The 18,780-nt window shown below is 69.5% G+C and carries 18 protein-coding genes; 8 read left to right on the forward strand and 10 right to left on the reverse strand.

Annotation, left to right across the window (positions count from 1 at the left end; translation table 11 throughout):
• Positions 1-349: 349 nt before the first annotated feature.
• The 6 genes from MUY14_RS18890 to MUY14_RS18915 all read right to left on the reverse strand — a co-directional run bounded on the left by MUY14_RS18890 (position 350) and on the right by MUY14_RS18915 (position 5,101).
• A complete protein-coding gene (locus MUY14_RS18890; protein WP_247024327.1) occupies positions 350-1,567 on the reverse strand; it encodes an MFS transporter in 1,218 nt (405 codons plus the stop codon).
• A 66-nt stretch (positions 1,568-1,633) separates the two neighbouring features.
• On the reverse strand, positions 1,634-2,248 hold the full coding sequence (locus tag MUY14_RS18895) for a VOC family protein (RefSeq protein WP_315863288.1): 615 nt from the start codon (positions 2,246-2,248) through the stop codon (positions 1,634-1,636).
• Positions 2,176-2,538 carry a hypothetical protein gene (locus MUY14_RS18900; protein WP_247024328.1) on the reverse strand — a complete coding sequence of 121 codons (363 nt, stop codon included), beginning with the start codon at positions 2,536-2,538 and terminating at the stop codon, positions 2,176-2,178. The genes MUY14_RS18895 and MUY14_RS18900 overlap by 73 nt, the downstream gene beginning before the upstream one ends.
• 10 nt (positions 2,539-2,548) lie before the next feature.
• Positions 2,549-3,592 carry a 4-oxalomesaconate tautomerase gene (locus MUY14_RS18905; RefSeq protein ID WP_247024329.1) on the reverse strand — a complete coding sequence of 348 codons (1,044 nt, stop codon included), beginning with the start codon at positions 3,590-3,592 and terminating at the stop codon, positions 2,549-2,551.
• On the reverse strand, positions 3,589-4,293 hold the full coding sequence (locus MUY14_RS18910; protein WP_247024330.1) for a 4-carboxy-4-hydroxy-2-oxoadipate aldolase/oxaloacetate decarboxylase: 705 nt from the start codon (positions 4,291-4,293) through the stop codon (positions 3,589-3,591). The genes MUY14_RS18905 and MUY14_RS18910 overlap by 4 nt, the downstream gene beginning before the upstream one ends.
• 133 nt (positions 4,294-4,426) lie before the next feature.
• A complete protein-coding gene (locus tag MUY14_RS18915) occupies positions 4,427-5,101 on the reverse strand; it encodes a GntR family transcriptional regulator (RefSeq protein WP_247024331.1) in 675 nt (224 codons plus the stop codon).
• 78 nt (positions 5,102-5,179) lie between these two features.
• Between MUY14_RS18915 and MUY14_RS18920 the strand changes: the two genes are divergently transcribed.
• Together MUY14_RS18920 and MUY14_RS18925 are read left to right on the forward strand one after the other, a co-directional pair.
• Positions 5,180-6,385 carry a DUF1932 domain-containing protein gene (locus MUY14_RS18920; protein ID WP_247024332.1) on the forward strand — a complete coding sequence of 402 codons (1,206 nt, stop codon included), beginning with the start codon at positions 5,180-5,182 and terminating at the stop codon, positions 6,383-6,385.
• Positions 6,382-6,519 carry a hypothetical protein gene (locus MUY14_RS18925; protein ID WP_247024333.1) on the forward strand — a complete coding sequence of 46 codons (138 nt, stop codon included), beginning with the start codon at positions 6,382-6,384 and terminating at the stop codon, positions 6,517-6,519. The genes MUY14_RS18920 and MUY14_RS18925 overlap by 4 nt, the downstream gene beginning before the upstream one ends.
• Before the next feature lie 49 nt (positions 6,520-6,568).
• On the opposite strand, the gene MUY14_RS18930 is transcribed toward MUY14_RS18925, so the two are convergent.
• The 4 genes from MUY14_RS18930 to MUY14_RS18945 form a co-directional block, all read right to left on the reverse strand.
• The gene (locus MUY14_RS18930) at positions 6,569-7,921 is read right to left on the reverse strand and encodes an MFS transporter (protein ID WP_247024334.1); all 1,353 of its coding nucleotides are present in this window, start codon (positions 7,919-7,921) and stop codon (positions 6,569-6,571) included.
• A 19-nt stretch (positions 7,922-7,940) separates the two neighbouring features.
• The gene (locus MUY14_RS18935; protein WP_247024335.1) at positions 7,941-8,855 is read right to left on the reverse strand and encodes an amidohydrolase family protein; all 915 of its coding nucleotides are present in this window, start codon (positions 8,853-8,855) and stop codon (positions 7,941-7,943) included.
• Positions 8,852-9,877, reverse strand: a complete 1,026-nt coding sequence (locus tag MUY14_RS18940) for an amidohydrolase family protein (protein WP_247024336.1) — start codon at positions 9,875-9,877, stop codon at positions 8,852-8,854. Before MUY14_RS18940 ends, MUY14_RS18935 begins: the two co-directional genes overlap by 4 nt.
• Before the next feature lie 436 nt (positions 9,878-10,313).
• Positions 10,314-11,504: a NaeI family type II restriction endonuclease gene (locus tag MUY14_RS18945; protein ID WP_247024337.1), complete on the reverse strand. Its 1,191-nt coding sequence runs from the start codon at positions 11,502-11,504 to the stop codon at positions 10,314-10,316.
• 470 nt (positions 11,505-11,974) lie between these two features.
• On the opposite strand from MUY14_RS18945, the gene MUY14_RS18950 reads away from it, so the two are divergent.
• The 6 genes from MUY14_RS18950 (at position 11,975) to MUY14_RS18975 (ending at position 18,646) form a co-directional block, all read left to right on the forward strand.
• Entirely contained in the window at positions 11,975-13,156 is a 1,182-nt protein-coding gene (locus MUY14_RS18950; protein WP_247024338.1) for a carbohydrate-binding protein, read from the forward strand.
• 95 nt (positions 13,157-13,251) lie between these two features.
• Complete coding sequence (locus MUY14_RS18955; RefSeq protein ID WP_247024339.1) at positions 13,252-14,526, forward strand: extracellular solute-binding protein; 1,275 nt, start codon at positions 13,252-13,254, stop codon at positions 14,524-14,526.
• Positions 14,527-14,602: 76 nt separating this feature from the next.
• Positions 14,603-15,544 carry a carbohydrate ABC transporter permease gene (locus tag MUY14_RS18960; protein ID WP_247024340.1) on the forward strand — a complete coding sequence of 314 codons (942 nt, stop codon included), beginning with the start codon at positions 14,603-14,605 and terminating at the stop codon, positions 15,542-15,544.
• The gene (locus tag MUY14_RS18965; protein WP_247024341.1) at positions 15,541-16,359 is read left to right on the forward strand and encodes a carbohydrate ABC transporter permease; all 819 of its coding nucleotides are present in this window, start codon (positions 15,541-15,543) and stop codon (positions 16,357-16,359) included. The genes MUY14_RS18960 and MUY14_RS18965 overlap by 4 nt, the downstream gene beginning before the upstream one ends.
• Positions 16,359-17,852 (forward strand): beta-N-acetylhexosaminidase, encoded by a 1,494-nt coding sequence (locus MUY14_RS18970; protein ID WP_247024342.1) that lies wholly within the window; start codon positions 16,359-16,361, stop codon positions 17,850-17,852. The genes MUY14_RS18965 and MUY14_RS18970 overlap by 1 nt, the downstream gene beginning before the upstream one ends.
• Positions 17,853-17,947: 95 nt before the next feature.
• Positions 17,948-18,646, forward strand: coding sequence for a GntR family transcriptional regulator (locus MUY14_RS18975; RefSeq protein WP_247024343.1), 699 nt, complete (start codon positions 17,948-17,950; stop codon positions 18,644-18,646).
• Positions 18,647-18,780: the final 134 nt, after the last annotated feature.

Below are 18,780 nucleotides of genomic sequence, written 5' to 3' on the forward strand. Positions count from 1 at the left end.
ATTCCGGGTATCCGAGACCGGACGAACCGCACGGAAAGGCGAGCCGATGAGCGACAAGGGCTGGTGAACCCCCACGACCGCACGTCCCCGACCACCGGAAAGGAGCAAGCGATGAGCGACAAAGGCTGGTGAACCCCACCACCACTCCCCCAGACCGCCACCACCGACGAGGAGCACGCAATGCGCGACAAAGGCTGGTGAACCCCCACCTCCGCACCCCCGTCCCCCGGCCATCGAGAAGAGGAGCAAGCGATGAGCGACAAGGGCTGGTGAAACCCCAGGTCCGACCCCGCAACCCCGAGCACCGACGAGGAGCGTCCGATGAGCGACAAAGGCTGGTGAACCCGAGTCAGGCTTCGGCCGGCAGCGCGGCCGAGACCGCGTCCGGCCGCCGGCGTGACCACGCGGCGGCCGCGGCGAGCGCGACCAGCGCTCCCGCGGTGCCCGCCACGGCGATCGCCGTCGCCGCCCCGGCCAGCTGCGCGAGCACGCCGCCGAGCACGATCCCGAGTCCCTGCCCGGCGATCATCCCCGTCCGCGCGAACCCGAGGGCCCGTCCCCGCAGCGGCGGAGGGGACAGCTGGACGAACGTCGCGCCCGCGGTGACCTGGTACGCCGAGCAGATCCCGGACAGGAACAGCAGCGCCAGCGCCGTGCTCAGCGCGGGCTGGGCCCAGTAGGCCACGAGCGGCGCCGACGTCCCGACCGCGAGCACGCCCAGCGCGCGCACCCGCACCCGGCGCGCGACCAGCCGCAACAGCAGCGCACCGGCGACCGCGCCCGCCGGTTCCGCGGCGAGGAGCACGCCGATCCAACCGCCGCCCGCGCCGACTTCCCTGGCGAACGGCACCGCGAGTCCTTCGGGGACGACGGTGAACAACGCCAGCCAGCCCAGCCACACCAGCGTCGCGAGCGTCCGGTCGCGGCGGACGGCGAGCGCGCCCGCGGCGACCTGCCGCCACCACGACGTCCCGCTCCGGACCCGGCCACCCGGCGGCGGGTGGACACCCAGCCCCGCACGGATCAGCAGCGCGGAAACGGCGAAGGTGGCGGCGTCGATCGCCAGCGCGGTGTGCGCGCCGACCCCGGCGACCACGAACGCGGCCACCGCGAACCCCAGCACCAGACAGAGTTGCGTGGTCACCTGCTGCACCGCCTGGCCCGCTTCGTACCGCGCCCCCAGCAGCTCCGGCAGCACCGCGCCCTGCGCCGCGGAAAACGGCGCTTCGGCCAGTTGGACGAGCACCAGCAACCCGGCCATCAGCGGCAGCGGCGTCGACGGCACGGCCATCACGGCCACGAGCAGCGCCCGCACGACGTCGCACACCACCATGACCTGGCGCCGGGGAAACCGGTCGGCCAGCCACGAAAGCAGCGCACCCGAGACGAGCGCGGGCAGCATCGAAAGCGCGTACGTCGCCGCGCTCAGCGCCGCCGATCCGGTGCGCTGGTACACGAGGATCGACAGCGCGACGCGCGCGAGCTGGTCCCCGGCCACCGAAAGCAGGCCCGCGAGCCACACCACCCGGAACCCGCGCACTGCGAACGCCGACCACGTTCCGGCCATCCCCCACCCCCAGGCTGTCACGGAGAGCGCCGCCTGAAACGCTCAGCGTAGTGCCTGGAGCCGTCTCTACGCCACCGGCGGAGCTCCGTGTGTGTGGAACGACTCGATCGTCTTCAGTCCCCACGCCTGCCCCTTGGCACGCTCGGCTTCGGTCCAGGTGACCGGTTCCCAGTCCGGCGCGAAGATCAGCCGTCCGGCCGGGTTGCACAGCTCGATCCGGTTGCCGCCCGGTTCGTAGACGTAGAGGAAGAACGTCTGCTGGATCGCGTGCTTGTGCGGCCCGGTTTCGATGTGCACGCCGTTGTCGAGCGCGCTGTCCGCCGCGCGCAGGATGTCTTCGCGGGTGTCGGTCGCGAAGGCGATGTGGTGCAGGCGCCCGCGCGAGCCCGTCCAGTCGGTGGTGTAGACGATGTCGTAGGACTTCTGCGCGAAGTGCGTCCACTGCCCGGAAATCACGCCGCTGTCGAGCTGGATCTGTTCGGTGACGCGGCCGCCGAGCGCGTCGCAGACGAAGCGTCCGTTGGCTTCCGCTTCCTTCGCCAGGTAGTTGACGTGGTCGAGGCGGCGGACGCCAACCCCGCGCCCGGGGTACGCCTGAGCCTGGTTCTTCAGCGCGGGCCGCAGGTGTTCCGGCGGCGCGTAGCGCTCGGTTTCCCAGTTCCGGTGTCGCCGTCGACCCAGCCGACGCCGAGTCCGCGTTCCTCCAGCGCGACCACGCGGCGCTTGAGGGCTTCTTCGCTCGACGCGCGCAACGCCGTCCGGCCGACCCCGGACGTCTTCGCCGCGGTGAGCTTCAGGCTGTGGTGCTCGTAGTCGTCCCAGGTGCGCAGGTAGACCGAGTCGCCGTCGGTGCCGTTCTCGATCAGGCCCAGCACGCGGACGAAGAAGTCGAGGCTCTTTTCCGGCTCCGGCGTGCGCAGCTCGACGTGGCCGAGGTGCGCGATTTCTTGGCGCGACGAGGGATCGGGCATGGCCGGCTCCTCAGGAACGCGGGAAAACGGTGCCGTCGAACAACTTCCGCGCGGTCCGGATGACCGTCGAGCGGCGGACGCGGGACCCGTCGAACTCGATCGCCACGGCGAGCTTGCCGCTCGGGTGCTCGATCTCGACCGGTCCAGCACCGGTTTCGAGCAGCTCGTGGCCGACGGCGCCGTCGAGCAGCAACGCCGTGACGACGCTGACGCCACCGAGCACCCCGATCGACGGGTGCGGCTTGACCGGGATGAACGTCCGGGTGCAGACGGCGCCACCGTCGCGGGGCGCGGCGACCAGCGTCGTCTTCGGGACCGAGCTGCCGCGGACGTCGCCGAGGCCCATCAGCTTCCCGGCTTCGACGCGCAGGGCGTCGATCCGCCCGGCGAGTCCGGCGCCGGCGAGCTCCTCGACCGGCTCGTACCCGGTGATGCCGAAGTCTTCCGCGCGTGCGACGACGACCGGCATCCCATTGTCCACACAGGACGCCGCGATGCCACCGACGTCGTCGCGGACGTTGCCGGTCGGCAGCAGGCTGCCGCAGACGGACCCTTCGGTTTCGGTGAAGTCCAGCTCGACCGGGGCGGCGGTGCCGGGGACGCCGGAAATGGCCGTGTCACCGCGGTAGTCGACCGCACCGCCGGGAGTGGCGAACGTCGAGACGGCGATGGTGCCGGTGTTGACCAGCCGCACGCGCACGGTGGTGCGTTCGTCGCCGGCGGGCACGAGGCCCCGCTCGACGGCGAACTGCCCGACGCCGGCCAGGAGGTTGCCGCAGGTCTGCCGGTCGGAGACGGTCGCTTCTTCGACGCCGAGCTGCAGGAACAGGTAGTCGATGTCGTGCCCGGGATCGTCGGCGGCGGAGACGATCGCGACCTTGCTGGTGACCGGCTGGGCGCCGCCCAGCCCGTCGATCTGGCGCGGGTCGGGGGTGCCCATGATCCGCAGCAGCAGGTCGTCGCGGGCGGCGGGGTCGGCGGGCAGGTCGCCGGCGAGGAAGTAGGCGCCTTTCGACGTCCCGCCGCGCATGAGCATGCAGCGCACGCCGGTCATGCCTGCTCCTTTTCGTACTCCTCGGCGGTCAGGTACCGGACGCCGAGGGCGTCGAGCTTTTCGCGCAGGCCATAGCGATCCAGGCCGAGCTGACCGGTCGCGAAGGCCTCGCGGGCGGCGGCTTCCTTTTCCAGCCTTGCTTTCGCGGTGTCGAGTCCGGTTCGGACATCCTCGCGACGGACGCGCATGACGCCGTCGTCGTCGGCCAGGATGGCGTCCCCGGGGCGGATGAGCTGACCGCCGATGGCGACGGGGACGTTGACCGCACCGGCGGTGGCCTTGACGGTCCCCTGCGCACTGATGGCGGCCGACCACACGGGGAAGCCGAGGGCCCGCAGGTCGGTGACGTCGCGGACGCCGGTGGTGGTGACCAGGCCGCGCACCCCGCGGTGGCGCAGCGCGGTCGCGAAGAGTTCGCCGAAGAGCCCGTCGCCGCAAGGTGAAGTGGTGGTGACGACGAGGACGTCGCCTTCACGGCACTGCTCGACGGCCGCGTGGATCATGAGGTTGTCCCCGGGCCAGCAGAGCGCGGTGACCGCGGTACCGCCGACGCGCACGCCGTCTTGGATGGGCCGCAGCCCGGGCCCGAGAAGCCCGGAGCGGCCGAGGGCCTCGTGCACGGTGGCGACACCGTAGTCAGCCAGGCGCGTCACTTGTTCGAGGTCGGCGCGCGGCGGGTCGGTGACGATGACGGGCTTCATGCTTGCCACCGTACGTTTCCGTCGCCAAGATTGTCAACAATCTTGGCGACGGTCTGTTCTGGGGTTGCGGACAGGACCTCGGTCGCGACTTCGGCGGAGGTATCCGGTCCACGGCTCAGTCGGTAGCCCCGGGTCAGGGGTGCAGCAGGGACACCTCGGCATCGGCCGCCTTGAGCGCTTCGATCACGCTGCCCAAGTGCACCCGCGCGGCTTCGGCGGCCCGCTCGGGGTGGTGCGCGCAGATGGCGTCGATGATCGCGAGGTGCTCCGGCAGCGAGACCTGCGGCCGCCCCGGCCGCATCGCCAGCCGGAACTGGTGCCGGACGCTCTGCCCGCGCAGCCGTTCGAGTACCTGCGCCGCGGTCCGCTGCCCGCTGATCTCGCGGACCCGCCGATGCAAGCGCTGATTGAGACCGGAGTACCCGACCACATCCCCGCTCGCGACGGCCTGGTGCATGAGCTCGCCGAGTTCGCGCAGTTCCCCGACCTCGGCATCGGAAACGCGCTCGGCCGCCTTCGCCGCGCACAGCGATTCGAGCATCATCCGGACCTCGGAGATCTCGACGGCCTCTTCGAGCGAGACCGCGCGCACCCGGGCCCCGCGGTTCTGCACGCGTTCGACGAGCCCCTCGTTGGTGAGCTCGATCAACGCGGCCCGCACGGTCGCGCGGCTCGCGGCGAACTGCGCGGACAGGTCGGCCTCGACCAGCCGCTGGTTGGGCACGAACTCGCCGCGGACGATGGCGTCGCGAATGGCCGCCACCACCGAACGCTCCCCCGGCTGCCGGTCCGCAGCACTCTCGGTCATACCCTCGACTCCGATTTTGTTGACAATTTTGTCGAGCACATCGTGTACTCGATCGTAGCTGGCAAGGAGGATTCTGCTATGCCCGGAACCATCGCGGTACTCGGATTGGGTGAAGCAGGCGGCCATCTGGCCCGCGACCTGGCGGCCGCCGGAGCGGTGGTGCGCGCATACGACCCGGCGGTCACTGCCGCCTCGGCAGGCATCGCCACCAGCGGATCGAGCGACACGGCCGCCCCCGAGCTGGGCGCCACGGCCGCCGTCCCGGGTGCCTTCGCCGACACGACAGGGGCTGTCACCGACCCAGCGGCCGTCACCGCCAGCAGGACGGGCGCCGCCGCACTCGCCAGCGCACCAGGGGCCGCCGCCAACGGAGCGGAGGCCAGTACCGCCCCGGCGAGCACCACCAGCAAGCCGGGCGCCACCACGGACCCGGCAGGTACCACTGCCGGTGGAGCAGGTGCCACTACCGCTCCGCCGGACATCACCACCAGCAGGCCCGGCGCCACTACCGACACGACAGGTGCCACTGCCAGCGGAGCAGGTGCCAGTGCCGCCCCGGCAGGCATCACCACCAGCCGACTGGGCGCCACCGCCAGCGAGGCGGGTGCCAGCGCCGCCATTGCGGGCGTCATCCTCACCGGGTCGGAAGCCGAAGCTGCCGACGAGGCCGATCTCGTCCTGAGCGTCAACAGCGCGTCCGCAGCGCTCGACGCCCTGCGTGCCGGGCTCGCCGGATTGAGGCCCGGCGCGGTCTGGGCCGATCTGAACACCGCCTCCCCCGGCACCAAACGCCGGCTGGCCGACCTTGCCGCCGAGCACGGCGTCGCCTTCGCCGACGTTGCGATCATGGCTCCGGTCCCCGGCCGAGGTCTGAGCGTTCCCATGCTGACCAGCGGAAAGGCCGCCGAAGCCGTCGCCGCCACCTTGAACGGGTTCGGGGCCGCGGTCGACGTGCTCCCCGGGGAGGCCGGGGTCGCCGCCGAGCGGAAGCTGCTCCGCAGCGTCTTCTTCAAAGGCATGTCCGCCGCCGTGGTCGAAGCGCTTCAGGCCGCGCGCGCCGCCGGCTGTGAGGACTGGCTGCGTGACGTCATCGTCGGGGAACTGACCGCCGCCGGCGCGGGCACCGTGGATCGGCTCGTCACCGGCTCCTACCGGCACGCCGTCCGCCGCACCGCCGAGATGGCCGCCGCTGCCGAGATGCTCGGGGAACTCGACGTCCGGGCCGACGTTGCCGCCGCGGCTCGGGACCAGCTTCGGTTCATAGCTGGTTCACAGGATTGTTGACAGGTTCGGACGCCTTCGCTGCCGACCGCCGCCTCGGTGCGGTGTTCGGCCCCTGGCTCGGCGGCGTCCTGACGGCGATGGTCGCGCTGGTCCGGCGGACGGCGATGGTACCGACGGTCCCGCAGGCCGCCTGACCTGCGCTGACGCTCCCGCCGGACCGCACGGTAGGAGGTCGCCCCGCCGTCAGACGCCGGCGGGTTCGGCGGCGGTCGACTTGAGGCGGGCCTGGCGTGTCCGCGGGCCGAACAGCGCCAGCACCACCGCGCCGACCAGCCACGTTCCCGCGATGAAGAAGAACACGCTCTGGTAGCCGCTGCCGTTGTACAGCGACGCCACGATCAGCGGGCCGGCCGCGTTGGACAAGCGGCCGAGGCCGTACGACACGCCCGTGCCCAGCGACCGGCCGCGGGTGTCGAACAGCTCCGGCGAATACGCGTACCCGAGTGCCGTGTAGCCGCGCTCGAACATGTTGACCAGGAAGCCGAAGACCACGATCAGGACCGGGTTGAACGTCAGCCCGTAGAACAGGCCGCACAGCGCGATGATCCCGCCGAACGCGACCAGGCACCACTTGCGCTCGAAGCGGTCGGTGACGAGAGCCGCCAGGTACGACCCCAGCGGCGCGCCGATCGTCGTCAGCGCCACGTAAAACACCGACTTCTCGACGCTGAAGCCTTCCTTGGCCAGCAACGTCGGCGCCCAGCTCGAATACCCGAAGAACCCGATCGTCTGCGTGACCCACAGGACCGTGAGCAGCAGCGTCGGCAGCAGGTACTTCTTGCGCAGCAGCAACCGCAGCGGCGCCTTGGCCACCGGGGCTTCCTCGATCGGCGGCGCCGGCTCCGGCAGCGGGCCCTTGTCGGCCGCGACGAGCGTCTCGATCTCGCGCAGCACCGCATCGGCCTTCGCGTGCTCGCCCCGGCTTTCGTACCAGCGCGGCGATTCCTTCAGCTGCCGGGTGAACAGCACGAGCAGGACGCCGAGCGCGCCCCACAGGTAGACCAGCCGCCACTCCCAGTTCCCGAGCGGCACGACGACACTCGCGATCAGGTTGGTCACCGGCGTGCCGCAGATGCCGATCACGATCGCGTAAGCCTGGTACTTGCCGCGGTTGGCCGCCGGGTAGAGCTCGTTGACGTAGATGACCGCGACGACGGTCATCGCCGAGAGGCCGGCCGAAGTGAGGACGCGGAACACGCCCAGCGACACGATGTCCCAGGAAAAAACTGCGGCAAAAGAGAAAATCCCGAACCAGACGGTGGTCCACATGAGAGCGTTCTTCCGGCCCCAGCGGTCGGCGAGCGTGCTCGCGACGATCGAGCCGAAGAACATCCCCACGAACGACAGCGAGGTCACGTAGGCGACCTGGTTGACCGTCACACCCCAGAGCTTGATGAGCTTGGGCGCGGTCGTGGCGAAGCTGTTGATGTCCGCGAACTCGAAGAAGTACGCGAACGAGACGGCTATCAGGGTGAGCTTGTGGAAGCGCGAGATCGGCAGGCGGTTCAGCCGGTTGAGCGCGTTGGCGTGCTGCATTGCATGCCCTTCAGGGGTTTCAGGCGGTTTCGCCGGGCCAGTAGAGGCGCATCGGGTTGTCGACGAGCAGCTTCCGCCGCGCTTCCGCGGTTTCCGCGATCAGCGGGACGTGGTCGACGAGGAGCCCGTCGTCGGGCATGTGGTTCTTGAGGTTCGGGTGCGGCCAGTCGGTCCCCCACAGCACCCGGTCGGGGAACTCGGTCACGACGCGGCGGGCGAACGGGACGACGTCGGTGTAGGCGTGCCGTTCACCGTCGAGCGCCGGGGGCCCGGTCACGGTGAGCCGCTCGGGGCAGCTCACCTTCACCCAGACGTCGTTGCGCTCGGCGAACTCCAGGAACCGGCCGAACTCCTTGCCCTGCACAGGTTTCGTGACGTCCGGTCGTCCCATGTGATCGATCACCAGCGGGACGGGCAGCGTGCCGAAGAAGTCTTCCAGCCCGGGCAGGTCGGCGGCTTCGAAGTACAGCACGACGTGCCAGCCGAGCGGGGCGATCTTCTTCGCGATCGCGGCGAGGTCTGCCGTCGGCGCGGCGTCCACCAGCCGTTTGACGAAGTTGAAGCGCACGCCCCGGACGCCCGCCGCGTGAAGCTCGCGCAGTTTCGCTTCCCCGATGTCCGGCCGCACGGTCGCGACGCCGCGTGCCCGCCCGCCGGCCGCCCGGACCGCGTCGAGCATCGCGGAGTTGTCGGCGCCGTGGCAGGTGGCCTGCACGATGACGTTGCGGGACACGCCGAGGTGGTCGCGCAGCGCGAAGAGCTGGTCCTTGCTCGCGTCGCACGGGGTGTACTTGCGCTCGGGCGCGAACGGGAACTCCGCCTGCGGGCCGAAAACGTGGCAATGGGCGTCGACCGCGCCCGGCGGCAGCGTGAAGTCCGGTGTGGACGGGCCGGCGTACCAGTCCAGCCAGCCCGGCGTCTTCGGCGCGGTCACCGGCCTTGACCCTTCAGCAGGGCGTCCAGGCGCGGGTAGACGGTGCGGGCGTTGTGTTCCCGGATCGCCGCCCAGTCCGTTTCGGACAGTCGCGAGGCTTCGGCGTAGCGGCGGGTGTCGTCGAAGTGGTGGCCGGTGCGCGGGTCGACGCTGCGGACCGCACCGATCATCTCGGACGCGAAGAGGATGTTGCGTGCCGGGATGACGTCGAAGAGCAGGTCCGACCCCGGCTGGTGGTAGACGCAGGTGTCGAAGAAGACGTTGCCCAGCACGTGTTCCTCGAGCTCCGGCTTGCCCAGCGCCATCGCGAGGCCGCGGAACCGGCCCCAGTGGTAGGGCACCGCGCCGCCGCCGTGCGGGATGACCAGCCGCAGCGTCGGGAAGTCGGTGAACAGGTCGCCCTGCACGAGCTGCATGAACGCGGTCGTGTCGGCGTTGAGGTAGTGCGCGCCGGTCGTGTGGAACGCGGGGTTGACGCTGGTGGAGACGTGCACCATGGCCGGGATGTCGTATTCGACCATCTTTTCGTAGACGGGGTACCACGACCGGTCGGTGAGCGGCGGGGCCGTCCAGTGGCCGCCGCTCGGGTCCGGGTTGAGGTTCAGCGCGACGGCGCCGTACTCCTCGACGCAGCGGGTCAGCTCGGGGAGGCAGGTGGCCGGGTCGACGCCCGGGGACTGCGGGAGCATCGCCGCGGGCGCGAAGCGGTCCGGGTAGAGCGCGCTGACGCGGTGGCAGAGCTCGTTGCAGATGGCGGCCCACTCCGCCGACGTCTCGAAGCCGCCGACGTGGTGGGCCATGAACGACGCGCGGGGCGAGAAGATCGTCAGGTCGATCCCGCGCTCGTCCATCAGCTTCAGCTGGTTCGGCTCGATGGTCTCGCGCAGCTCGTCGTCGCTGATCCGCAGGTCGGCGCGCAGGGGCGCGGTCGCGGAGCCGTCCAGTGCGGCGATCTGCTGGTCGCGCCACGCCGCGAGCGCGGGCGGTGCGGTGGTGTAGTGGCCGTGGCAGTCGATGATCAAGGTCAGTCCTCGTCGCTTCGCATGCTTGATGGTCGCACACTAATCGTCGATGAAATTGTTGACAATATCTGCGACGAGGTTGTGACCGTGGCTGAGTACTGAGAACCGCTCGTGACCTAGCTCCAGCACTCAGGAAGACAGCTCGTCAGACACACCGAGACAGCGATCCTACGATTCGGAGCCGCCGACATAGGAGGTGAACCCTTCAGTGAAGGCGCAGTGCGTGACAAGTTAAGCACTCAATGTCACCTCGCGCGCCCCGCTCGCCGGCTAGCGACCATACGACGCACCCTTGGAACAACACCCCCGGCCGCTGCACACCACAGGCACGCCTTGGCCGAAGTCCTGCAGACGAATACGGCGGCAGCCCCCGCCAATTTGTTCACCCTGAGCAGAAACGCACGGGCCGATCCTTCAGGCCACACAGGAGCGAGTGCTACTCCTTGAACCCCGTCAAATCCGGTATTGGCAGTTCTTTCAGGCCATTTTCAGGCGGCGCAGCGAACATATTCTCGCCCTCGCGAGCGACAGCCCAGTTGTGATGCCCCAAGCAGACACTCGGACGGTCACCATACGACTCCACTCGAGTGAGACGCGCCGACAGCCATTCACCTTTTACTGGTGCTTGAAGTCCGAGTCGATCCGCAACTTTCTTATGAGCGCTCTCGTGGCCAAGGATGACGTAACCCTCATTCTTAAGGTTACTCCTGGCGTCCCGTACCCGCTTCGGCGAATCGTCTTGCTGAGCCACGGTAAGTACAGTGTATCGATTTATAATTCTCCCCGTCACCTCCCGGAAGAGCTGATTCACCCGCGCCTGACCAGAACCATCCTTCAATATCCGGTCACGGCACCCTGCATCAAGATGCAGCAGCAGGTTAGTTGGCAAATCTGACTGAACTCCGCCCCAAAGCCAGAATATGTGCTGAAAGCTGGATCGATCGATCTTACGCTTGTTGTCCCTGTTGTAGCCACGCTCACGCTCGTCAGAGTTCTTCCTCTTCCGCCAGCCCAGGCGTTGATCGGTGATCCTCATGAGCCCTGCCGCCCACTCGCTGCGATCATCATCGAGCCAGACGAGCATGGCGATTTGATCAGCTTTGCCTGATCTTGAACCATGGTCGGGACAAATGTACATCTCCATGGGTATCTCCCAGCCACCAAGATCCCGGGAGAACTTGCAGTCCAGGTCGATTCCAGCAATACGCCAGTCAAGGTCCTCACCCGGGTCGATCCCGAATTCTTTGGTGAGGTTCACTTCGACAGAAGTACCAAGGTGGGTCTTTTCAGGTTTGGACAAGTGCTGATAACACCAGCGGCCAGTTCGCTGACCATCCATCAGCTCATCGAGCGAGTCGCGCAACGCCCAGCGGAACCTCTCCCGACCTTCCGGGATTCCGTATATCCAGCTAACTACGTCCCTCAGCTCATCTGACGGCTCCGCCGTGTCACCTCGCGGTATCGACAATCGGTACGACCCCGTTTTCGACATGCGATCCTGCGGTGCAGGATGGCGAATAAAGCTGTTTCGCTTCCAGCCGATAGCTCGCGCACGCGAGTCCACAGCGGAAGACAGCGGGTTCGGATCCGCCCCGGGGAAGAGCGGAAGCTGAGAAGAGTCGGTCACCTGCCGAGTATGCCAGCTCGAGCGTCGCTGCGCCGCTATTCGGCAACGGCTGGCATTCTTCAAGCCGGGCGACGACAAGCCGGTCGGCACACCGGCCGAACCAAGCAGCAGAACTCATTCCGGAGTCTAACGAGACCATCACCACCGAGCAGGCCGGGTGATCGCCAGGCACTTGGCGGCTTACCCGAGGGTGAGGCCATCACAGGCCCACGCTGAGGCTCCAGCACCGGTCGTCGCCTCTGGAACATCTCGTGGCGAGGGTCGCACGCGGACCCGGCGCCCTCCGGTGAACCACGGCCAACCTCAGCGACCAGGTGATCATGTCCGCCAACAAGTGCCCAGCCCGGAAATTACCAAAGGTAAGTTCCATCACCTTATTGACATGACCAATGGTCAAGAGGAAGGTACTGGCCACCCGATTCGTCTAGACCAATCGGCCTCCCCGCGGACGGCATCCCAGGAGGAGACCCATGTCCCGTACCACCCGGACCACCACCGCAGCCCTCACCAGCCTGGCCACCGTGGCCGCGACCGCCCTCATCCTCTCCGGTGGGGCCGACGCCGCTCCTGCGGCCGCCGCGGCAGCCGATTGTGGTGTGCTCTTCGACGACTTCCACTACGCCTCGCCCACCGACTCCGCCTTCAGCGGGGCCGGGTGGACGACCCGCAACGACGTCGGCAGCCCCGGTGTGCCCGGCGCGCGGTGGCTGACCGGCAACGTCAGCTTCCCCACCGTCAACGGCGAACGCGTCGCGCAGCTCAACGCCTCCACCGACGGCACCGCGAACGGCACCACGCACGCCGAGATGTACCAGAACCAGTTGCGGTTCTTCGAAGGTACGTACGCCAGCCGGGTGCGCTTCACCGACGCGCCGGACAGCGGTACCGACGGCGACCACGTCAACGAAACCTACTTCACGATCTCGCCGCTGCGGTACGACCGCGACCCGCTCTACAGCGAGCTGGACTTCTCCGAATACCTCCCCAACGGCGGCTGGGGCGGCTCGCAGGCGAACTACCAGACCAGCTGGTACACCTACTGGAACAACCCGACCTGGGACGGCCTGCGCACGTCCACCGCGCAGAACCGCAGCCTGGCCGGCTGGCACGACATCGTCACGCAGGTCTCCGGCGGGCACGTCAAGTACTACATCGACGGCGTCCTGACCGCCGACCACACCACCGACGCCCAAGGGAACCCCGTCTACCCGCGGACGCCGATGTCGATCAACTACAACATGTGGTTCATCGACACCGCGGGCCACACGAGCGGGAACAGCGTCTACACCGAGCAGGTGGACTGGACCTACTACGCGGGCAACCAGGTCGTCGCGCCTTCCGACGCCACCGCCAAAGCCGCGCAGTACCGGACCGCCGGAACGTCCCATGTGGACACCGTCACCGGGTGCACCACCCCGACCGGCCCGCCGGCGACCACGACCACCAAGCCGACCACCCCGACGACGCCCACGACCCCGACCACGCCGTCCCAGCCCGCCGACTGCTCGACGGCGCCGGAATGGGACTGGGGCACGGTGTACCTCGGCGGGCAGCGCGTGAAGCACAGCGCCCACCTCTGGCAGGCGAACTGGTGGACCCAGGGCTCCGAGCCCGGCCTCACCGCCCAGTGGGCCGACCTCGGCCACTGCTGACCCCCACCCCGTCGTGAGTGTTCGGGGCGGTTAAAACCGCTCTGAACACTCACGACGACCTGCACCGCACCCACCCACGCCTCCCGGGAATCCCCATGCGCAGACGCATCCTCGCCGCCGCACTGGCCGTCGCCGCCCTGACCGCCGGTGCCTGCGGCACCGATACCCCCGCTCCCGCCGCCGGCGGGGGCACCCTGACCGTCTGGCTGATGAACGGCGACCTGAGCGACAAGGCCACCGCGGCGATCACCGCCGCGTTCGAGAAGGCCACCGGCGCGAAGGTCACCGTCCAGATCCAGGAATGGGACAACATCAACACCAAGATCAGCACCGCGCTGGCGCAGGACACCACGCCGGACGTCATCGAGATCGGCAACACGAACGTCCCGCTGTTCGCCGCCAACGGCGCACTCACCGACCTCACCCCGCACCGCGCCGAGCTGTCCCAGGGCCAGACCTGGCTGCCCGGCCTGATCGGTCCGGCCACTGTGGACGATCACGTCTACGGCGCACCCTTGTTCGCGGGCAACCGGTCGGTGATCTACGACAAGCAGGTCTGGGCCGACGCCGGCGTCACCGCCCCGCCCAAGACCTACGCCGAACTCACCGCCGCGCTCGACAAGATCAAGGCCAAACACCCCGCGCCGGACTACTCGGTCTTCCACTTCCCCGGCAAGTACTGGTTCGGCGCGCTGCAGTTCGTCTGGGACGCCGGCGGCCAGATCGCCGTGCAGAAGGACGGCAAGTGGGCCGGTGCCCTCGAAAGCCCCGAGGCGCAGCGAGGGTTGCAGTCCTGGAAGGACTTCCAGAACGCCTACTCCTCCGCCGCGTCCCGCAACGTCGACACCAAGGCACCCGACCAGGCCGCGATCTTCTCCGCCGGCGGCGCGGCGGCGATCCTCGACACGAGCGTCAACACCGTGGTCAAGAACAAGCCGGAGCTCAAGGACCGGCTGGGCACGTTCCCCTTCCCCAGCGCCACGCCCGGCAAGACGCAGCCGGTGTTCCTCGGCGGGTCCGATCTGGCGATCGCGGCCAAGAGCCGCAACCAGGACCTCGCGCTCGCCTACGTCAAGGCGGCCACCGACCCGGCCGTGCAGCGCGAAGCGATCTCCGGCATCGACGGCTGGACCCCGATCTCGACCGAGCTGATCGACCAGGTCACGCCGGCGCTCCCGCCGCTCAACGCCGCGTTCGCCACCGCGGCCAAGACGAGCGTCGCGACGCCGGCCGCGCCGGGCTGGGCGACCATCGAGAGTGACAAGTCGATCAACACCTTCTTCGCCGACATCGCGACCGGGCGCAAGCCGATCGCCCAGGCGGCCCAGGACTTCGACGCCCACCTCACCGAAGCGCTGAACGCCCATTGACCGGCGGGGTGGCCCGGCCGACCGCCGTCCCCGCCGGGCCGCCCCGCCCCTTTTCCGCTTCCGACAAGGAGTCCCCGTGTTGCTCGTGAAAGCGCGGCCGCGCGCGCCGGAAAGACCGGCGGCGCCCCGGCGGCGCCGGTCCCTGCTGCCGTACGGCCTGCTCCTGCCCGCGACCGCGCTGCTCGGGCTGGTGCTCGGCTACCCGCTGCTGCGGCTGGTCGTCATCTCCCTGCAGCAGTACGGTCTGCGGTCGCTGTTCACCGGCACGACGGGCTTCGCGGGCTGGGACAACTACGCCGCCGTCCTCGGCGACGACCAGCTGCTCCCGGTGCTCGCCCGCAGCATCGGGTTCTGCGTCGCGCTGGTGCTCGGCACGCTCCTCATCGGCTTCGGGGTCGCGTTGATGCTGCGCAAGCTGGGCCGCGGGATGCGCACGGCGGTGACGCTGTGCCTGATCGCCGCGTGGGCCCTGCCGAACGTGGCGTCCACTTTGGTCTGGCAGTGGCTCTTCCAGCCCGGGTACGGCGTGGTGAACTGGCTGCTGACCCAGCTCGGTTTCGGGGACTTCACCCAGCACGACTGGACGACGTCGCCGGCGTCGGCGTTCACCCTGGTGTGGCTGCTCGTCGTCTGGCAGTCGGTGCCGTTCGTCGCGCTCACGCTCTACGCCGGGCTTTCGCAGATCCCGCAGTCCTACTACGAAGCCGCCGCGCTCGACGGCGCCGGGGCGTGGCGGGCGCACCGCACGATCACGCTGCCGTTCCTGCAGCCGATCCTCGGCCTGGTCACCATCCTCTCGGTCATCTGGGACTTCACCGTGTTCAACCAGATCTGGATCCTCACCCAGGGCGGCCCGGACAGCGGCACCACGACGCTCGGCATCTGGACGTTCACCCGTGCCTTCAGCCGCAACGACTTCGGCCAAGGCGCGGCGATCGCCGTCGTCTCCGTCGCGCTGCTCGTCGGGATGACCGCGGTGTACGTGCGCCGGCTCGTCCGGTCCGGGGAGGACCTGTGATCCGCCGGGTGGGCCGAAACGCCGCAGCCGCCGTCTTCTGCCTCGTCTGGATCTTCCCGGTGTACTGGATGGTGCTCACGGCGTTCAAGCCGGCGGGCAAGATCCTCAGCCCCACACCGGAGTTCCTGCCCTTCGACGTCACCTTCGACAACTTCGCCGGCGCGCTCGCCAAGCCGGGGTTCGTCCAGGACCTCCTCAACAGCGTCGTGGTCGTCGTCGCCGTCGTCGCGCTGTCCATCGTGGTCGCCTTCCTCGCGGCGACGGCGTTGACCCGGTTCCGGTTCTTCGGCCGCCGCAGCTTCCTCGTCGGCGTGCTGGTGCTGCAGATGGTCCCCGTGCCCGCGCTCGTCATCCCGCTGTTCCTCGGCCTCAAGAGCGCGCACCTGCTCGACACGCTGTTCGGCCTCGTGCTCACGTACGTGGCGCTCGTGCTGCCGTTCACCATCTGGACGTTGCGCGGGTTCCTGCACGGCATCCCCGTCGAACTGGAGGAAGCGGCGATGGTCGACGGCGCGACGCGCGGGCGCGTCATGCGCTCGGTCCTGCTGCCGCTCGTGCTCCCCGGGCTGATCGCGACCAGCGTGTTCGCGTTCATCACCGCGTGGAACGACTTCCTGTTCGCCTACGTGATCATGAAGGACAGCTCGGGCTACACGCTGCCGGTCTGGCTGGTTTCGTTCAGCACCAGCACGGGCACCGACTACGGCGGCCTCATCGCCGCGTCGACGCTGTTCGCGCTGCCCGTCGTCGTCTTCTTCGCGCTGGTGCAGCGCCACTTGGTCGAGGGCATGACCGCGGGCGCGGTGAAGGGCTGATGGTCATCCCCCACCCCGCGCGGCTGACCCGCCACGCCGGTTCCTTCACGCCCACCGGCGTCCAAATCGGACCGGGCACGCACGGACCCGCCCGGCTGCTCGCCGAGTACGCGGACCTCCCCGTCGTCCACAGTGGACCCGCCATCCGGCTCGCGCTGGCACCCGGTTTCGGGCCCGAGGAATACGCGCTCGACGTCACCATGCGAGAAGCGAACCTCACCGCGTCCACCGAAGCGGGCCTGCTCGCCGGCGTGCAGACGGTCCGCCAGCTGCTCCCCCGGCTCGAATGCCTGACGATCCGCGACGCGCCGCGGCTGCCGTGGCGGGGAGTGCTGCTCGACGTCGCCCGGCACTTCCTGCCCCTGGAGTTCCTGCGCGAGTTCGTCGACCTCCTGGCCCTGCACAAGTACAACGTCCTGCACCTGCACCTCACCGACGACCAGGGCTGGCGGATCGAGATCGACGGGTGGCCCCGGCTGACCGAGGTCGGGGCCTGGCGCGCGGAATCGATGGTCGGGGCCGCGGGCAGCGGCGTCTTCGACGGCGTTCCCCACGGCGGCTTCTACACCCGGCGGGAGCTGCGGGAACTCGTCGCCTTCGCCGCCGCGCGGGGGGTGCGGGTCGTGCCGGAGATCGATCTGCCCGGCCACGTCCGCGCGGCACTGGCCGCCTACCCCGAGCTGGGCAACCGGCCCGGCGTGCGGCTCCCGGTGTGGACGGAGTGGGGCATCAGCCCGGACATCCTCGGCGTCCACGACGGCGCGTTCGCCTTCTGCGAGGACGTGCTCACGCAGGTCGCGGACGTCTTCCCGGCGCCGTACCTGCACATCGGCGGCGACGAATGCCCGACGACGCAGTGGGCGGAAAACCCGGTCGCGCGGGCGAAAGCCGCCGCACTCGGGCTGGGCAGCACCGCCGAGCTGCACCCGTGGTTCCTCGGCGAGCTGCACCGCGTGGTCGCCGGGCTCGGCAGGCAGGCGGTGTGCTGGGACGAGACCGGCCACGCCGCCGGCCGGCTGCCCGCCGAACTGGTCGTCACCGCGTGGCGCGACGCCGCACACGGCGAGCTCGCCGTCGCCCGCGGCCACCAGGTCGTGATGGCCCCGCACCTGTCCACGTACTTCGACTACCGGCAGACCGAGGAGCCGGGCGAGCCGCCGCGCGAACCCATCACGACGCTGGAAGACGTCTACCGCTTCGACCCGCTGGCCGGTGGGCTCCCGGTCAGCGACGGCACCCGGCCGGGCGTGCTCGGGACGCAGGCCCAGCTGTGGACCGAGCACGCGCCGACCCCCGACCACGTGCGGCACCTCGCCTTCCCGCGGCTGTGCGCGCTCGCCGAGCGGGCGTGGTCGCCACCGGGCCGCGGTTATGCTGATTTCCACCAGCGGCTGGCCGGGCACCTCACCCGGCTGCGCGCGCTGGGTGCCCTGCCGAAGGAGCGCGTCCGGTTCGCCGGCGCGGTCCCCGTACCCGAAAAGACGGTGCCTTGACCGCTGAGCCATCCGGGGCTTCACCCCAGGCCGGGGGCTCCGCCACCCGGGGCCCCCGAAACGATGGTGGCGAGCCGGCGGACCGGCCGCCCACCGTGAAGCGCGACCGCGTCCGGCGGCACCTGCTGAAGGTGATCGAGAACGTGGGCCCCGGTACCGGCCTGGCCTCCGAGCGGGACCTCGCCGCGGAGCTGGGCGTCTCGCGCCCGACCGTCCGGGCGGCGATCGACGAGCTGACCCGCACCGGGCTGCTGGTGCGCCAGCGCGGCCGCGGCACGTTCACCAGCCCGCAGAAGGTCACCCAGGAACTGGCCACCGGGCTCGCCGTCCCGCCCGCGGAAGGGCACTGGACCAGCCGGGTCGTCGCGTTCACCACGGCACCGGCGGCCCGCTCGCTCGCCGCCGAACTGGCGTGCGAGCCGGGCACGCCGGTCCTGCGCGTCACCCGGGTCCGGTACGTCGACGACGAGCCGATCGCGATCGAAAGCCTGGCGCTGCCCGCCGATCTCGTGCCCGGTCTGCTGCCCGCCGACCTCGAGACCGGCAACTTCTACCGGCTGCTGCGGGAGCGCTTCGGGATCGCCGTGCAGGACGCGGTGCAGACGATCGAGCCGGCCGTGACCAACCCGGACCAGGCCGAGCTGCTGGAAATCGCGGTGTACGCCCCGATCCTGCACATCGAACGGCTGACCCGCGACACGACCGGCCGCGTGGTCGAACTGACCCGCTCGGTCTACCGCGGCGACCGGTACCGCATCACGTCGAAACTCCGCTTCGACGCCGAATCCGGTTGATCGCGCATCCGGAAAATAAATCTTCACCACCGGACGGAAACCGCGTTTCTTAGCATTCCCTCGTTACCCGAACGAGTGACACCGTGCCGACATCCGGGTGAGCACGCGTCGTGAAGTACCTTGTCACACCAGGT

Origin of the sequence: Amycolatopsis sp. FBCC-B4732, from assembly GCF_023008405.1 — a bacterium.
Taxonomy (GTDB): domain Bacteria; phylum Actinomycetota; class Actinomycetes; order Mycobacteriales; family Pseudonocardiaceae; genus Amycolatopsis; species Amycolatopsis pretoriensis_A.

What these genes read in the sequence shown, in the direction of transcription:
- MUY14_RS18890 (WP_247024327.1), bottom strand. Translation starts at nt 1,567, where the DNA reads ATGGCCGGAACGTGGTCGGCGTTCGCAGTGCGCGGGTTCCGGGTGGTG.
- MUY14_RS18900 (WP_247024328.1), bottom strand. Translation starts at nt 2,538, where the DNA reads ATGCCCGATCCCTCGTCGCGCCAAGAAATCGCGCACCTCGGCCACGTC.
- MUY14_RS18905 (WP_247024329.1), bottom strand. Translation starts at nt 3,592, where the DNA reads ATGACCGGCGTGCGCTGCATGCTCATGCGCGGCGGGACGTCGAAAGGC.
- MUY14_RS18910 (WP_247024330.1), bottom strand. Translation starts at nt 4,293, where the DNA reads ATGAAGCCCGTCATCGTCACCGACCCGCCGCGCGCCGACCTCGAACAA.
- MUY14_RS18915 (WP_247024331.1), bottom strand. Translation starts at nt 5,101, where the DNA reads ATGACCGAGAGTGCTGCGGACCGGCAGCCGGGGGAGCGTTCGGTGGTG.
- MUY14_RS18920 (WP_247024332.1), top strand. Translation starts at nt 5,180, where the DNA reads ATGCCCGGAACCATCGCGGTACTCGGATTGGGTGAAGCAGGCGGCCAT.
- MUY14_RS18930 (WP_247024334.1), bottom strand. Translation starts at nt 7,921, where the DNA reads ATGCAGCACGCCAACGCGCTCAACCGGCTGAACCGCCTGCCGATCTCG.
- MUY14_RS18950 (WP_247024338.1), top strand. Translation starts at nt 11,975, where the DNA reads ATGTCCCGTACCACCCGGACCACCACCGCAGCCCTCACCAGCCTGGCC.
- MUY14_RS18955 (WP_247024339.1), top strand. Translation starts at nt 13,252, where the DNA reads ATGCGCAGACGCATCCTCGCCGCCGCACTGGCCGTCGCCGCCCTGACC.
- MUY14_RS18970 (WP_247024342.1), top strand. Translation starts at nt 16,359, where the DNA reads ATGGTCATCCCCCACCCCGCGCGGCTGACCCGCCACGCCGGTTCCTTC.